This window comes from Geobacillus sp. DSP4a, from assembly GCF_013096875.1.
Classification (GTDB): domain Bacteria; phylum Bacillota; class Bacilli; order Bacillales; family Anoxybacillaceae; genus Geobacillus; species Geobacillus thermophilus.
The window spans coordinates 71655-87137 of record NZ_SDLD01000006.1; the positions used below are offsets into that span (position 1 = coordinate 71655).

The following is a 15483-nucleotide window of genomic DNA, read 5'->3' on the forward strand; positions in this document are numbered from 1 at the left end:
GCGCATCTTAGGGAACGAGGAGGTGGCGCGATTTGAACAAAGGGCAAAGGCATATTAAAATTCGCGAGATTATCATGAACAACGACATCGAGACGCAAGACGAGCTGGTCGACCGGCTGAGGGAAGCCGGCTTCAACGTCACACAGGCGACCGTCTCGCGCGACATTAAGGAGATGCAGCTTGTCAAAGTGCCGATGGCCAACGGCCGCTATAAGTACAGCCTTCCGTCCGATCAGCGCTTCAACCCGCTGCAAAAACTGAAGCGGGCGCTCGTTGACGTGTTCATTAAGCTTGACGGAACCGGAAACTTGCTCGTGCTGCGGACGCTGCCGGGCAACGCCCACGCCATCGGCGTTCTGCTCGATAACTTGGACTGGGACGAAATCGTCGGTACGATTTGCGGCGACGATACGTGCCTGATCATCTGCCGTACTCCGAAAGATGCGGAAAAAGTGTCCGACCAGCTGTTGTCCATGCTCTAGGCGAGGACCGGCCCAGCTTCCGTTCCACGTTCAAGGACGGAACGACAGGGCGGTCCTCGTTTGCAAATCCGAACATACGTGCTATAATCAAAAGTGGAATCAATCGGACAGGCAAGGAGTGGTGAAATGCTCGCCGAGCTGTCGATTAAAAATTTCGCCATTATCGAGTCGCTCTCGTTGTCGTTTGACAAAGGGCTGACGGTGTTAACCGGCGAAACGGGAGCCGGCAAATCGATCATCATCGACGCGATTCATTTGTTGATCGGCGGACGCGGCTCCGCTGAATTTGTCCGCTTTGGAGCGGAAAAGGCGGAAATCGAAGGGCTGTTTTTGCTTGATGACGACCGCCATCCATGCTGCCAAAAATGTGCGGACATTGGCGTTGATGTCAGCGATGGGATGGTGGTGCTCCGCCGCGACATTTTGGCGAGCGGCAAAAGCATCTGCCGCATCAACGGCAAGCTCGTCACCACCGCCGTGCTGCGCGACATCGGTTCGACGCTCGTCGATATTCACGGTCAGCATGAGCATCAAGAGCTGATGGATCCATCCCGCCATCTGCCGCTTCTCGATGAGTTTGGCGGCGCGGAAACGGCGGCGGCGCTGGCGCGTTATCGCGCTCTGTATGAAGAGCGTGAAGCGTTGGTAAAAAAGTTGAAAAAGCTGAGTGAAAATGAGCAGCAAATGGCGCATCGGCTCGATTTGCTGACGTTTCAGCTGCGCGAAATCGAACAAGCCGGGCTCGAGATTGGCGAAGACGAGCGGCTGATGGAAGAAAAAGTGCGGATTGTGAATTTCCAAAAAATTTATCAAGCCATTCAGCATAGCTACGAAGCGCTCGCCGGCGAAGGACGCGGCTTGGATTCGGTCGGCCAGGCGATGGGCCATCTCGAGGACGTCGCCGCGATGGACGCGGAACTTAAAGAGGCGCATGAAATGGTGGCCAACAGCTACTATTTGCTCGAGGAAGTCATGTATAGGCTGCGCGATCAACTTGAAGAGCTTGAATACGACCCGGTGCGGCTTGACGCCATTGAAAGCCGCCTTGCGGAAATCCAGCAATTAAAACGGAAGTACGGAGCGACGATCGCCGATATTTTGCAGTATGCCGAAGCGATCGCCGAAGAAATCGAGACGATTGAAAACCGCGACATGCATGTGCACGACCTCGAGCGGCAGCTTGCCGACGTGACCGGCAAATTGCTTGCCGAGGCGAAAAAGGTGACCAGCATCCGCCAGGCGTACGCCCGGCAGCTGATTGAGCGCATTCAGCAAGAATTGAAAGATTTGTACATGGAAAAAACGCAGTTTGACATCGTCTTCGCCAAACGCGAAGGCCCGCTCGACGCCCCGCTGGTCGACGGCGTGCCGGTCAAATTTGCGGAAGACGGCATCGATATTGTCGAATTTTACCTGTCGACGAACGTCGGCGAGCCGCTGAAGCCGCTTGCCAAAACTGCTTCAGGCGGCGAGCTGTCGCGCATTATGCTCGCATTGAAGACGATTTTTTCGAAACACCAAGGCGTGACATCGATTATTTTTGATGAAGTCGACACCGGCGTCAGCGGCCGGGTCGCCCAGGCGATCGCCGAAAAAATTTACCGCATCGCCAGCCAGTCGCAAGTGCTTTGCATTTCCCACCTGCCGCAAGTCGCCGCCATGGCGGACACGCATCTGTTGATCGTGAAGGAAACGGACGGAACGCGGACCAAAACGGCCGTGAAAAAGCTCGACGAGGAGGAGAAGGTGAAGGAAATCGGACGGATGATTTCCGGCGTGGAGATGACCGAACTGACGAAGCAGCATGCCAAAGAGCTGCTCGAGCTGGCGGCGAAAATGAAGCGATAGCCTTGCTGTCCGCCCCCCGTCGGGCCGTTGCCCTCGCTGCGAGGCAATGGGCTGCCCGGATGAAAGTCCATCCAATCCGGGCAGCTTTTTTTATAAGCGTTGCGATTATATTTTCCCCTGTTCAGGCAAAATTAAAACTGTAACCGTTTTTGTATGGTGTAGGCGGGAGCGAGGAGAGTGAACGACATTGAAGAAAGAAATGGCCCGAAACATAGCAGGAGTGCTTCTCCTAGGCATGCTGATGGCGATCGGTTTTGCCAAACCGATGAAAGAATATTGGCAAATTCCAAAGCAGCTTGTGCTGTTTGAAGGCGATACGGTCGAATTTCGGGCGTCATCCCTTCCAGTGCAAGCGGCCGTCCATGACCGAAACGCTCCCGAAACGCTCAATGTTGAGCAAAAAAACGGTTCGTTGTCTGTAAAAGCGAAACAGCGCGGAGAAGAAACGTTGGTTTTGCAGGTCGCCGGAATGCCGATTAAACAAGTGGATGTCAATGTGTTGCCGACGCTGAAAGTCATCCCCGGCGGGCAATCGATCGGCGTCAAACTCAATACAGTTGGGGTGCTTGTGGTCGGCTACCACTTAGTCGAAACAGAAAACGGAAAGAAGTCCCCGGGGGAGGCGGCCGGCATCCAAATCGGCGACGTGATCACCGCCATTAACGGGCAAAAAATTGAAAACATGAGCGATCTCTCCCCTTTCATTGAGGAAGCCGGCAAAACCGGAAAACCGCTTCATCTCACCATTCTGCGCGATCAGCACTCCGTCACAGCGAAGCTCGTTCCGCTGAAAGACAAGCATGACGACGTGTACCGCATCGGCTTGTATATTCGTGATTCCGCCGCCGGCATCGGGACGATGACGTTCTATGACCCAAAATCGAAAACGTACGGTGCGCTCGGCCATGTTATTTCCGACATGGATACGAAAAAGCCGATTTTGGTGCAAAATGGGCAAATTATGCGCTCGACTGTCACCTCCATTGAAAAAGGGACGAGCGGCAACCCAGGCGAAAAGTTAGCCCGCTTCTCCGATGGCGAAGAGGTGATCGGCACGGTGATGAATAACAGTCCGTTTGGCATTTTTGGCAAACTGACAAAGCCATTGCCGGACAGCCCGTTCACGAAACCGATTCCGATCGCTTTGGCCAGCCAGGTGAAAGAAGGACCGGCGAAAATATTGACAGTGGTCGAAAACGACAAGGTGGAGCAATTTGACGTTGAAATTGTCAGCAACGTTCCACAAAAGTTTCCAGCCACAAAAGGACTCGTCATCCGCGTCACCGATCCGCGCCTGCTCAAGAAAACGGGCGGCATCGTTCAAGGCATGAGCGGCAGCCCGATCATTCAAGACGGCAAACTTGTCGGTGCGGTGACGCATGTGTTTGTCAACGATCCGACATCGGGATACGGCGTCCATATTGAATGGATGCTACAAGAAGCAGGAATCGATCTATATGGCCGTCAAAAAAAGGCGAGCTGACCGCGAGTCAGCTCGCTTTTTTGCAGCCCAAAAATTTTTCAAAAAAGACGGCAAATATTTTGCCGATTGGGCATAGATATTTGGTGAAACATCCGTTAAAATGGAACGTGTAAAGATTTTTCGACAAATACATGGTTAAAAAAACGAATATTGTCTAAAAAGCTCATCTTTTGCTATAATTTTTATTTTCCGTTAATTTGTGAAAAAGAAAAGGATTTTTTGCTGCTGCTGTCGAATGTACGTTAACGGAAAGTTACATAGGAAGAAAATGTGGGGGAGGACGATCAGGTTGAGCATTAAAGTGTGCATTGCCGACGATAATCGTGAATTGGTGTCATTGCTTGATGAATATATTTCGAGCCAGCCGGACATGGAGGTGATCGGCACGGCGTACAATGGCCAGGACTGCCTGCAGATGCTTGAGGAAAAGCGGCCGGATATTTTGCTGTTGGACATCATTATGCCGCATTTGGACGGACTGGCTGTTTTGGAGAGAATCCGCGCCGGCTTCGAACATCAGCCCAATGTCATTATGCTGACGGCGTTTGGCCAGGAAGACGTGACGAAAAAGGCGGTTGAACTCGGGGCTTCCTATTTCATTTTAAAGCCGTTTGACATGGAAAACTTAGTCCACCATATTCGGCAAGTTTACGGCAAAACGACGCCGGTTGTGAGGAAAGCAGCCACGGCGCCCCAAGTGCGCGACAACAAGCCGAAAAACTTGGACGCGAGCATTACGAGCATCATCCATGAAATCGGCGTTCCAGCCCACATTAAAGGCTATTTGTATTTGCGCGAGGCCATCGCCATGGTCTATCACGACATCGAGCTGCTCGGCTCGATCACGAAAGTGCTGTACCCGGACATCGCCAAAAAATACAACACAACGGCAAGCCGGGTCGAACGGGCGATCCGCCATGCGATCGAAGTCGCCTGGAGCCGCGGCAATCTCGAATCGATCTCATCGCTGTTCGGCTATACGGTCAGCGTCTCGAAAGCCAAACCGACCAACTCCGAATTCATCGCCATGGTGGCCGACAAACTGCGGCTTGAGCATAAAGCGTCATAAAGGGCGGAACGCGGTGAAGGCAAAAGAGGCGGGCCGAAAAAGCGGTTGACCGGCTTTTTGGCGCCGGCCTTTTTTGCGGCCGGGCGCCTACTCGAAACGCCAAGCCACCCGTTGATGAGGGCGGGCCGCTACGGTTCGTCATGCTCTGTTTCCTTTTTCTCAAGTTCGAGCAATTTTTTCATCAAAATATGCGGCGGCATGTGCATCACTTGCTCGATCGGCACGCCGAGCGCTTTTGCCAGCTTTTGCGCCGTCTCCAAGGAAATTTTCAGCGGCTGCATCATCTTCCCCTCCGGTGCTTCATACATTACTTTTAGTATAACCGATCACTGCCGCATTCGGCCAGCTTTGTCGGCCAAATGGCGAATATATGGGAAAGGAAGAAACGGTATGACATATATTTTTGCCCACCGCGGAGCGGCGGGAACCCATCCGGAAAATACGATGGCAGCGTTTGAAGAAGCGCTGAAGGCGGGGGCGGATGGCATTGAGCTCGATGTGCAGCTGACGAAAGACGGCGAACCGGTCGTCATTCATGACGAAACGGTCGACCGGACGACGGACGGCAGCGGCTGGGTCAAAGACATCCTATACCGCGAACTCCGCAAATTCAACGCAGCAGCGAAATGGGACGGCCGTTACGGCCATTGCCCGATTCCCCATCTCGAGGAAGTGCTCGCCTGGCTGGCGCCGACACGGCTTTTAGTCAACATTGAGCTGAAAAACAGCCTCGTGGCTTATGAAAGGCTTGAGCAAAAGGTGATCGCCGTTGTGCGCCGCTATGGACTTGAGAACCGGACGATTTTCTCATCGTTCAACCATAACAGCATGCATCTTTGCCGCCAGTTGGCGCCGGAGATCGAAACGGCGCTTCTTTATATGGAGCCGCTCTATGACCCGTGGACGTATGTGCAGGCGATGAGCGCAGGCGGGGTGCATCCGTACCACCGAACGGTGACGGCGGACTTCGCCGCGGATGCGCGGCGCCGCGGCGTCGCAGTCCGGCCCTTTACGGTGAACAAGCCGAAAACGGCGAAGACGATGTTCGCCTATAAAGTGGATGCGATTTTCACCGACTATCCGCGTCAAGCGAAGGAATGGAAGGAGAAAACGCCTTAACGAAAACCGTTAAGGCGTTTTTTGGCTTGCCTTGAAATGGATGGTTTCTAATTCCGAATCAAGGCGTTTTTCGTTTTCGTTGAAAACGCGCCTGCACTTTGTTCCGTTTTCGGTCGCGGTGCAGCAAAAACCCGCCGATAAACGCCAACCCGGCCGCAAACAGCACAAGCCCGGCGAGAAATTGCAGCCATAAGGCGGCAAACGGCGGCTGCATGATGCCAAACAACGCATCGCGCATCCATTTAATGCCGAGCGCCGCCGCCAGCCCCGGAACGACTAAAATGAACAGCGCAATCATTCGCCCCATCGCGATCGCGTCCCTTTCCCAGCAGAAATCACTTCACCGATTATCATAACCGTTATCCGTCATTTGTCAAGGAACGAAAAAGCGGGTATGATAAAACTGTCTGCAAAATTTGGCATAGGATGAAATGTGGGGGAACAGGATGAAAAACGTGATCATCATCGGGGCGGATTCGCGAGGAACCTCGTTGCTGAAACTGCTCCATGAAGCGTCAGGGTTTGACGTCGTGGCCGTCATTGATGTTGATGACAACGCCCCGGGGCTGCAATTGGCGCGCAAATGGGGCATTGCGGTTGGCCGCGACTGGCGCCCATGGATGGATGAGCCGCTTGATTTGATTATTGAAACGACCGGGAGGGCAGACGTTCTTGAGTCAATCCGCCAGCAGGCGCCCAAGGGGGCGAATATCGTCCCAAGCGCCGTCGCGCGAATGATGGCGGAGCTCGTCGAGGAAAAGGAAGCGCTCATCGCCAAGTTGAAAAGCGAGGCGGCCCGGCGCGCTCTCATCTTTCACTCGTCCCACGATGGCATGATTGTCGTTGATGAATATGCTTACATTACCGATATGAATGAAAGCGCCGCCCAGCTTCTCGGAGTGGACAAGGACGTGGTGATCGGCCGCCATATTTTATCCGTGTTGCCGTCAAGCGGCTTGCCGCGCGTGCTGAAAACGAGGCAGACGGAATTTCATCAAGAGGTGGAGCTAGCCAACGGGAAAAAAATTATCGCCACCCGCATCCCGATTATTGACGACAGCGGCAAATTGTTCGGGGCGTTGGCGGTGTTCAAAGATATTACCGAACTCGTCGCATTGGCGGAAGAAATCACCGACCTAAAGGAAATCCGCATGATGCTTGAGGCGATCATCCATTCATCAGAAGAAGCGATCTCTGTCGTTGATGAAAACGGCAACGGCATTTTAATCAATCCGGCGTATACAAGGCTGACCGGTTTGACGGAAGAGGATGTGATCGGCAAACCGGCGACCGCCGACATCGCGGAAGGGGAAAGCATGCATATGCAAGTGCTCAAAACGCGCCGTCCGGTGCGCGGCGCGCGCATGAAAGTCGGCCCAAAAAACCGCGATGTCATCGTCAATGTCGCGCCGATTATCGTTGACGGAGTGCTCAAAGGAAGCGTCGGTGTCATTCATGATGTATCGGAAATCCAGCGGCTGACGGCTGAACTCAACCGGGCGCGGCAAATCATCCGCACGCTTGAAGCGAAATATTCATTTGCGGATATTATCGGCGAATCGGAAGAAATGAAAGTGGCCATTGAACAGGCGAAACTGGCGGCGAAAACACCGGCGACGATTTTGCTGCGAGGGGAATCGGGCACAGGCAAAGAGCTGTTCGCCCACGCCATTCACAACGCGAGCGACCGGAAGTATAACAAGTTCATCCGTGTCAATTGCGCCGCGATTCCGGAAACATTATTAGAAAGCGAACTGTTTGGCTATGAGGAAGGAGCGTTTTCTGGTGCGCGGCGCGGCGGCAAGCGCGGGCTGTTTGAAGAGGCGAACAACGGCAGCATTTTCCTCGATGAAATCGGCGAGCTGTCGGCCAGCACGCAGGCGAAGCTGCTCCGCGTTTTGCAGGAGCGGGAGATCGTTCGCGTCGGCGGGACGAAGCCGATTCCGATCAACGTCCGCGTCATCGCCGCCACGAACGTCAACCTTGAAAAAGCGATTGCCGAAGGAGCCTTTCGCGAAGACTTATACTATCGGCTCAATCGGATGCCGATTTACATCCCGCCGCTGCGCGCCCGCAAGGAAGACATTCCAGCGCTTTGCCGGCATTTGATCCAAAAGCTGAACCAAGATTACGGGCGCAACGTCGAAGGTGTCACGGATGAAGCGATGGTGAAGCTTCTTGCCTATGATTGGCCAGGAAATGTCCGCGAGCTCGAAAACGTGCTCGGGCGGGCGATGATTTTCATGAAGTTTCATGAAGTGATGATCGATATTTCGCATTTGCCGCCGCTTTCCGCGCCGTCGGCCGCGCCGTCGGTTCGCCCCGAAACGGAAGGGGAGTTCCGGCCGCTTGACGAGATGCTTGGCCGGTATGAAGCCCAATTGCTCGAAGAGGCGCTCCGGCGTCATCGCGGCAATAAAACAGCAGCGGCCCGCGCGCTCGGCATTTCGGTGCGCAATTTATACTACAAGCTTGAAAAATACAACATTGACAAAAACAGCGTGCAATAATTTGCGTATAGTGAAAAATATTGCACAAACGAACTTCAACAGCCTTTATTTCATAAAGCGCTTTCACGTATTGGTGATTGGCATGGTTTTTGCATATAAAGAAGTGCCTCGACGGATTGGCAGAAAAGGTTGGTGCAGACGATGAAGTTGAACACATTAATCGAGGAAGCAAGTCAATGTCAAGGTCGGACGGTGGCCGTGGCCGCCGCCGAGGATGAGGAAGTGATCGAAGCGGTGGCGATGGCGCTCGAGCATCGCCTCGGCCGGTTTGTGCTGTACGGAGACCGGGAGCGAATCGGACGGTTGCTCAAAGAAAAAGGGGGGGCGCGTTTTGCCGATGTCGACATCGTTCACGCCAATTCGGTCGCCCAAGCGGCCGAACTGGCGGTGCGCGCCGTCCATTTGAACGAGGCGGATGCGTTGATGAAAGGGCATGTGCCGACGGCAACGCTGCTGAAAGCGGTCTTGAACAAGGAGTATGGGTTGCGCACAGGAAAGGTGTTGTCCCATGTCGCGGTGTTTGACGTGCCGGCGTTCGAACGGCTGGTCATCGTGACCGACGCGGCCATGAACATCGCCCCCGATCTCGAGCAAAAAGTGCAAATTGTGAACAATGCCGTCAGCGTGGCGCGTTCCATCGGCATCGAGCGTCCGAAAGTCGCGGCGCTGGCGGCGGTGGAGACGGTCAATCCGGCCATGCCGGCAACACTTGATGCAGCGGTGCTCGCGATGATGCAAAAGCGGGGACAAATCGAACATTGCCTGCTTGACGGGCCGCTTGCCTTGGACAATGCAGTGTCCATGACGGCGGCGAAGCATAAACGAATTGAAAGCGAAGTGGCTGGACAGGCTGATATTTTGCTCGTGCCGGACATTGAATCCGGCAACATGTTGTACAAGTCGCTCGTCTACTTTGCAAAAGCCAAAGTCGGCGCGGTCATCGCTGGGGCGAAGGCGCCGATCGTCTTGACGTCGCGCGCCGACTCGGCGGAAAGCAAACTGTATTCGTTGGCGCTCGCCATCTGTTCGGCAGCGAAATGAAAAGAAGGAGGCCATCTGAGATGGAATTGTTCAAATATATGGAAACTTACGATTATGAGCAAGTGCTGTTTTGCCAAGATAAAGAATCGGGTTTGAAAGCGATCATTGCCATTCATGACACAACGCTCGGCCCGGCGCTCGGCGGGACGCGCATGTGGATGTACAATTCGGAAGAAGAAGCGCTTGAAGACGCCTTGCGCCTCGCCCGCGGCATGACGTACAAAAACGCGGCCGCCGGCCTCAACTTGGGCGGGGGCAAAACGGTCATCATCGGCGACCCGCGCAAAGATAAAAACGAAGCGATGTTCCGGGCGTTCGGCCGCTTCATTCAAGGGCTGAACGGCCGCTACATCACGGCGGAAGACGTCGGCACGACCGTCGCCGATATGGATATCATCTATCAAGAAACCGACTATGTCACCGGCATTTCGCCCGAATTCGGCTCATCCGGCAACCCATCGCCGGCGACCGCCTACGGCGTATATCGCGGGATGAAAGCGGCGGCGAAGGAAGCGTTTGGCAGCGATTCGCTTGAAGGAAAAGTTGTCGCCGTCCAAGGGGTTGGCAATGTCGCCTACCATTTATGCCGCCATTTGCACGAAGAAGGAGCGAAACTCATCGTTACCGACATCAACAAGGAAGCGGTGGCGCGCGCGGTCGAGGAATTTGGGGCGAAAGCGGTCGACCCGAACGACATTTACGGCGTGGAGTGCGACATTTTTGCTCCATGCGCGCTCGGCGGCATCATCAACGATCAAACGATTCCGCAACTGAAAGCGAAAGTGATCGCCGGATCGGCGAACAACCAGCTGAAAGAGCCGCGCCATGGCGACATCATCCATGAAATGGGCATCGTCTATGCCCCGGATTATGTGATCAACGCCGGCGGCGTCATCAATGTCGCGGACGAACTGTACGGCTACAATCGGGAACGGGCGATGAAAAAAATCGAGCAAATTTATGACAACATCGAAAAAGTGTTTGCCATCGCCAAGCGCGACAACATTCCAACGTATGTGGCCGCCGACCGGATGGCGGAAGAACGGATTGAAACGATGCGCAAAGCGCGCAGTCAATTTTTGCAAAATGGTCACCATATTTTAAGCCGCCGTCGCGCCCGCTAACAGCGGCGCGGGGCGGCCTTCCGCCCCGCCGGCGGATGACGGAGGGACGACAACGATGCAAGAGCAGAAGTTCCGCATTTTAACGATCAATCCAGGTTCGACGTCAACGAAAATCGGCGTCTTTGAAAACGAACGGCCATTGCTCGAAAAAACGATCCGCCACGAGGCGGAGGTGCTTCGGCAATATAAAACGATTGCGGATCAGTATGAGTTCCGCAAACAAACGATTTTGCAAGCTCTCGATGAAGAAGGGATCAATTTATCGAAGTTGAACGCCGTCTGCGGCCGCGGTGGGCTCCTCCGCCCGATCGAAGGCGGGACGTACCGCGTCAATGAGGCGATGCTTGAAGATTTGCGCCGCGGTTATTCGGGACAGCACGCGTCCAACCTCGGCGGCATTTTGGCGCATGAGATCGCCTCGGCCTTAAACATCCCGGCGTTTATCGTCGACCCGGTCGTCGTCGATGAGCTTGAGCCAATCGCCCGGATCAGCGGCTTTCCGCTCATTGAGCGGCGCAGCATTTTCCACGCCCTAAACCAAAAAGCGGTCGCGCGCCGCGTCGCCAAGCAGCTTGGCAAGCGGTATGACGAACTGAACTTGATCGTCGCTCATATGGGCGGCGGCATCACGGTCGGCGCCCATAAGCAAGGGCGGGTGGTGGACGTGAACAACGGGCTTGACGGCGAAGGCCCGTTCAGCCCGGAGCGCGCCGGGACGGTGCCGGCCGGCGATTTGGTGGCGCTATGCTTCTCGGGCGACTACTATCGCGAGGAAGTGATGCGCATGCTCGTCGGTCAAGGCGGACTTGTCGGGTATTTGGGCACGAACGATGCGGTGAAAGTCGAGAACATGATCGAAGCCGGCGATGAAAAGGCCAAGCTCGTCTATGAGGCGATGGCGTACCAAGTGGCGAAAGAAATCGGCGCGGCAAGCGCCGTATTGGCGGGCAAAGTGGACGTCATCATTTTGACCGGCGGGTTGGCGTATGGCAAATCGTTTGTCGAACAAATCACTCGCCGCGTGCAATGGATCGCCGATGTCATCGTCCATCCGGGCGAAAACGAACTGCAGGCGCTTGCCGAAGGGGCGCTTCGCGTCCTGCGCGGCGAAGAAGAGGAAAAAACGTATTTAGGGTGAAGCGGCCTCGCCGGTTTCAGTCCGGCGTTGATGCGGCAACGGATGAGAAAGGGGAAGACAAGATGGCAAAAGAATACGATGTCGTCATTCTCGGCGGCGGCACGGGTGGCTATGTGGCCGCTATTCGCGCCTCGCAGCTCGGCTTGAAAACGGCGGTTGTCGAAAAAGGGAAGCTCGGCGGCACGTGCCTGCACGCCGGCTGCATTCCGTCCAAAGCGCTGCTCCGCAGTGCGGAAGTGTACGCGCAAACGAAAAATAGCGAGGCGTTTGGCGTCATCGCCGGTGATGTGCGCCTTGATTTCGCGAAAGTGCAGGCGCGCAAAGCGACGATTGTCGACCAGCTCCATAAAGGTGTGCAGCATTTGATGAAAAAAGGGAAGATCGATGTGTACGCCGGCATCGGCCGCCTGCTCGGCCCGTCGATCTTTTCCCCGCTGCCGGGGACGGTGTCGGTTGAGATGAACGACGGCAGTGAAAACGAAATGCTTGTCCCGAAATTCGTCGTCATTGCCACTGGTTCGCGGCCGCGTACGCTACCGGGGCTTGAGCCGGACGGCGAATTCGTGATGACATCGGATGAGGCGCTGCAAATGGAGGTGCTTCCGTCGTCTATCTTGATCGTCGGGGGCGGCGTCATCGGCATGGAATGGGCGTCGATGCTCAACGATTTCGGTGTGGAGGTCACCGTGCTTGAGTATGCCGATCGCATTTTGCCGACAGAAGACGAAGATGTCTCAAAAGAAATGGAAAAACTGCTCCGCCGCCGCGGCGTCAACATCGTCACAGGAGCGCGGGTGCTCGCGGAAACGCTCGAGAAAGGAAACGGCGTCACGATCCAAGCGGAGCATCAAGGCGAGCGGAAAACGTTTGCGGCCGACAAGATGCTCGTTTCCGTCGGGCGTCAGGCGAACATTGAAGGAATTGGTCTTGAAAACACCGAAATTGTTGTGGAGAAGGGATATATTCAAACAAACGAGTTCGGCCAAACGAAAGAATCGCACATTTACGCAATCGGTGATGTCATCGGCGGCCTGCAGCTGGCCCATGTCGCTGCCCATGAAGGGATTGTCGCCATTGAGCATTTGGCCGTGCGCAATCCAGCGCCGATTGACTATTCGATGGTGCCCCGCTGCATTTACACCCGTCCGGAAGCGGCGGCGGTCGGCTTAACCGAACAAGAGGCGAAAGCGAAAGGCTATGATGTCAAGATCGGCAAATTTCCGTTTAAAGCCATTGGCAAGGCGCTTGTGTTCGGTGAGGCGGAAGGGTTTGTGAAACTCATCGCCGACCGGAACACGGACGATCTGCTTGGCGTCCATATGGTCGGGCCGCACGTGACCGATTTGATTTCCGAAGCCGGGCTCGCCCGCGTGCTTGATGCGGCTCCGTGGGAAGTGGCCCATGCGATCCACCCGCATCCGACGCTGTCAGAGGCCATGGCGGAAGCGGCGCTGGCGGTCGATGGCAAAGCGATTCATTTTTAGTTCGTGGCGGCATGAGCTTGGCGCGTGATCATTGGTTGACTATGTGAATCTAAGGGAGGTTGTTGTGATGGCGCAAAACCGTCATCAAGCGCTCGGATTAAGCGATGACACGGTGTTGGAAATGTATGAAACAATGCTTCTCGCCCGCAAGCTCGATGAGCGGATGTGGCTGTTAAACCGCGCCGGAAAAATTCCGTTCGTCATCTCGTGCCAAGGGCAGGAAGCGGCGCAAGTCGGCGCGGCGTTCGCCCTCGATCGGACGAAGGACTATGTACTGCCGTACTACCGCGATATGGGGGTTGTGTTGACATTTGGCATGACGGCGAGAGAATTGATGCTGGCGGCGTTCGCCAAGGCGGAAGACCCGAACTCCGGAGGCCGGCAAATGCCTGGCCATTTCGGGCAAAAGAAAAACCGGATCGTCACCGGCTCCTCGCCCGTGACGACGCAAGTGCCGCATGCGGTCGGCTTTGCGTTAGCGGCGAAAATGGAAAAGAAAGATTTTGTCGCTTTTGTCACCTTTGGCGAAGGGTCGTCGAACCAAGGCGACTTCCATGAAGGGGCAAACTTCGCCGGTGTTCACAAGCTTCCGGTCATCTTCATGTGCGAAAACAACCAGTACGCCATTTCCGTGCCGATTTCGAAACAACTCGCGTGCGAAAAAGTGTCCGACCGCGCTGTCGGTTACGGCATGCCGGGCTATACGGTCGACGGCACCGATCCGCTTGAAGTATACCGCGTCGTCAAGGAAGCGGCCGACCGCGCCCGCCGCGGCGAAGGGCCAACGTTGATTGAAGCGGTGACGTATCGGCTGACGTCGCACTCGTCGGATGACGACCATCGCGTCTACCGGACGGAAGAAGAGCTCGCCGAGGTGCGCGCCAAAGACCCGATCATCACATTTTCCAACTATTTGAAAGAAACGGGCGTTTTGACCGATGAACGGGATGAAGAAATTCAAGCGCGCGTCATGAAGGAAGTGAACGAAGCGACTGACTACGCTGAGAAGGCGCCGTACGCCGAGCCGGAGCACGCGCTTCGCTACGTGTATGCCGAGGAGTAAGGGAGGGGATTTGACGATGCCTGTTATTTCCTATATTGATGCGGTCACGATGGCAATTCGCGAAGAGATGGAGCGCGACCCGCGCGTGTTTGTGTTAGGAGAAGACGTCGGCCGAAAAGGCGGAGTGTTCAAAGCGACGCAAGGATTGTACGAGCAGTTTGGCGAAGAGCGCGTGATTGATACGCCGCTTGCCGAATCGGCGATCGTCGGCGTCGGCATCGGCGCGGCGATGTACGGTCTGCGCCCGATCGCGGAAATTCAGTTTGCCGACTTCATCATGCCGGCGGTCAACCAAATCATTTCGGAGGCGGCGCGCATTCGCTACCGCTCGAACAACGACTGGAACTGCCCGATCGTCATCCGCGCCCCATACGGCGGCGGTGTTCACGGTGCTCTGTACCATTCTCAATCGGTGGAAGCGATTTTCGCCAACCAGCCGGGGCTGAAAATCGTCATGCCGTCGACGCCGTATGATGTAAAAGGATTATTGAAAGCGGCGATTCGCGATGAAGATCCGGTGCTCTTTTTCGAGCATAAACGCGCCTACCGCCTCATTAAAGGAGAGGTGCCGGAAGACGACTACATATTGCCGATCGGCAAAGCTGATGTCAAGCGTGAAGGAGAGGACATCACGGTCATCACGTACGGGCTGTGCGTCCATTTTGCCTTGCAGGCGGCCGAACGCGTCGCACAAGACGGTATTTCCGTCCATCTGCTCGATTTGCGCACCGTCTACCCGCTTGACAAAGAAGCGATCATCGAAGCGGCGAGCAAAACGGGGAAAGTGCTGCTCATTACGGAAGACAATAAAGAAGGCAGCGTCATGAGCGAAGTCGCCGCCATTATCGCGGAGCATTGTTTGTTTGATCTCGACGCGCCGATTATGCGCCTTGCCGGTCCAGACGTTCCGGCCATGCCGTATGCGCCGACGATGGAGAAGTTCTTTATGGTCAACCCGGAAAAAGTCGAAAAAGCGATGCGTGAACTCGCGGCGTTTTAACATAAATCAGCCAGAAGTCCCCCACCTCTACAGGTGGGGGATGAATGGCGTTCGGTTTTTCTGTTTTTCTCTTTCTTCTTTGGATGGCAATAGAATACAATAAACATAGGAGGTGAAACCAT

Annotated in this window: 14 protein-coding genes; 12 read left to right on the forward strand and 2 right to left on the reverse strand. The window is 55.1% G+C overall.

The features are described 5' to 3' along the window. Positions 1–32: 32 nt before the first annotated feature. The 4 genes from ahrC to spo0A all read left to right on the forward strand — a co-directional run bounded on the left by ahrC (position 33) and on the right by spo0A (position 4882). Complete coding sequence (gene ahrC / locus ETC02_RS03745; RefSeq protein ID WP_050367536.1) at positions 33–482, forward strand: transcriptional regulator AhrC/ArgR; 450 nt, start codon at positions 33–35, stop codon at positions 480–482. A gap of 126 nt (positions 483–608) precedes the next feature. Further along, on the forward strand, positions 609–2330 hold the full coding sequence (recN, locus tag ETC02_RS03750) for a DNA repair protein RecN (protein WP_171698063.1): 1722 nt from the start codon (positions 609–611) through the stop codon (positions 2328–2330). A gap of 187 nt (positions 2331–2517) precedes the next feature. Next, entirely contained in the window at positions 2518–3813 is a 1296-nt protein-coding gene (gene spoIVB, locus ETC02_RS03755; RefSeq protein WP_171698064.1) for a SpoIVB peptidase, read from the forward strand. Positions 3814–4102: 289 nt separating this feature from the next. Continuing rightward, the gene (gene spo0A, locus ETC02_RS03760) at positions 4103–4882 is read left to right on the forward strand and encodes a sporulation transcription factor Spo0A (RefSeq protein ID WP_050367534.1); all 780 of its coding nucleotides are present in this window, start codon (positions 4103–4105) and stop codon (positions 4880–4882) included. Positions 4883–5010: 128 nt separating this feature from the next. On the opposite strand, the gene ETC02_RS03765 is transcribed toward spo0A, so the two are convergent. Beyond that, positions 5011–5163: a YycC family protein gene (locus ETC02_RS03765; protein ID WP_064502501.1), complete on the reverse strand. Its 153-nt coding sequence runs from the start codon at positions 5161–5163 to the stop codon at positions 5011–5013. Between the two features lie 109 nt (positions 5164–5272). Here ETC02_RS03765 and ETC02_RS03770 point away from each other — a divergent pair, with 109 nt between their 5' ends. Then, positions 5273–6001, forward strand: coding sequence for a glycerophosphodiester phosphodiesterase (locus ETC02_RS03770; RefSeq protein WP_171698065.1), 729 nt, complete (start codon positions 5273–5275; stop codon positions 5999–6001). A gap of 58 nt (positions 6002–6059) precedes the next feature. Here ETC02_RS03770 and ETC02_RS03775 read toward each other — a convergent pair whose 3' ends face one another. Next, positions 6060–6308, reverse strand: a complete 249-nt coding sequence (locus ETC02_RS03775) for a DUF2627 domain-containing protein (protein WP_033009427.1) — start codon at positions 6306–6308, stop codon at positions 6060–6062. A gap of 139 nt (positions 6309–6447) precedes the next feature. Between ETC02_RS03775 and ETC02_RS03780 the strand changes: the two genes are divergently transcribed. The 7 genes from ETC02_RS03780 (at position 6448) to ETC02_RS03810 (ending at position 15361) form a co-directional block, all read left to right on the forward strand. Then, positions 6448–8511, forward strand: a complete 2064-nt coding sequence (locus ETC02_RS03780) for a sigma-54 interaction domain-containing protein (protein ID WP_171698066.1) — start codon at positions 6448–6450, stop codon at positions 8509–8511. A 141-nt stretch (positions 8512–8652) separates the two neighbouring features. Beyond that, the gene (gene yqiS / locus ETC02_RS03785) at positions 8653–9552 is read left to right on the forward strand and encodes a phosphate butyryltransferase (RefSeq protein WP_171698067.1); all 900 of its coding nucleotides are present in this window, start codon (positions 8653–8655) and stop codon (positions 9550–9552) included. A 20-nt stretch (positions 9553–9572) separates the two neighbouring features. Continuing rightward, positions 9573–10676 (forward strand): leucine dehydrogenase, encoded by a 1104-nt coding sequence (locus ETC02_RS03790; protein WP_033009431.1) that lies wholly within the window; start codon positions 9573–9575, stop codon positions 10674–10676. Positions 10677–10731: 55 nt separating this feature from the next. Further along, positions 10732–11814, forward strand: coding sequence for a butyrate kinase (buk, locus tag ETC02_RS03795; RefSeq protein ID WP_050367532.1), 1083 nt, complete (start codon positions 10732–10734; stop codon positions 11812–11814). Between the two features lie 62 nt (positions 11815–11876). Continuing rightward, on the forward strand, positions 11877–13298 hold the full coding sequence (gene lpdA / locus ETC02_RS03800; protein ID WP_050368691.1) for a dihydrolipoyl dehydrogenase: 1422 nt from the start codon (positions 11877–11879) through the stop codon (positions 13296–13298). A 67-nt stretch (positions 13299–13365) separates the two neighbouring features. Then, entirely contained in the window at positions 13366–14361 is a 996-nt protein-coding gene (locus ETC02_RS03805; RefSeq protein WP_171698068.1) for a thiamine pyrophosphate-dependent dehydrogenase E1 component subunit alpha, read from the forward strand. 16 nt (positions 14362–14377) lie between these two features. Then, positions 14378–15361: an alpha-ketoacid dehydrogenase subunit beta gene (locus ETC02_RS03810; protein ID WP_050367530.1), complete on the forward strand. Its 984-nt coding sequence runs from the start codon at positions 14378–14380 to the stop codon at positions 15359–15361. Positions 15362–15483: the final 122 nt, after the last annotated feature.

Bases quoted from the DNA above. Each gene is read 5' to 3' on its own strand.
- recN (WP_171698063.1), top strand. From the start codon at position 609: ATGCTCGCCGAGCTGTCGATTAAAAATTTCGCCATTATCGAGTCGCTC.
- ETC02_RS03765 (WP_064502501.1), bottom strand. From the start codon at position 5,163: ATGCAGCCGCTGAAAATTTCCTTGGAGACGGCGCAAAAGCTGGCAAAA.
- ETC02_RS03770 (WP_171698065.1), top strand. From the start codon at position 5,273: ATGACATATATTTTTGCCCACCGCGGAGCGGCGGGAACCCATCCGGAA.
- ETC02_RS03775 (WP_033009427.1), bottom strand. From the start codon at position 6,308: ATGGGGCGAATGATTGCGCTGTTCATTTTAGTCGTTCCGGGGCTGGCG.
- ETC02_RS03780 (WP_171698066.1), top strand. From the start codon at position 6,448: ATGAAAAACGTGATCATCATCGGGGCGGATTCGCGAGGAACCTCGTTG.
- yqiS (WP_171698067.1), top strand. From the start codon at position 8,653: ATGAAGTTGAACACATTAATCGAGGAAGCAAGTCAATGTCAAGGTCGG.
- ETC02_RS03790 (WP_033009431.1), top strand. From the start codon at position 9,573: ATGGAATTGTTCAAATATATGGAAACTTACGATTATGAGCAAGTGCTG.
- buk (WP_050367532.1), top strand. From the start codon at position 10,732: ATGCAAGAGCAGAAGTTCCGCATTTTAACGATCAATCCAGGTTCGACG.
- lpdA (WP_050368691.1), top strand. From the start codon at position 11,877: ATGGCAAAAGAATACGATGTCGTCATTCTCGGCGGCGGCACGGGTGGC.
- ETC02_RS03805 (WP_171698068.1), top strand. From the start codon at position 13,366: ATGGCGCAAAACCGTCATCAAGCGCTCGGATTAAGCGATGACACGGTG.
- ETC02_RS03810 (WP_050367530.1), top strand. From the start codon at position 14,378: ATGCCTGTTATTTCCTATATTGATGCGGTCACGATGGCAATTCGCGAA.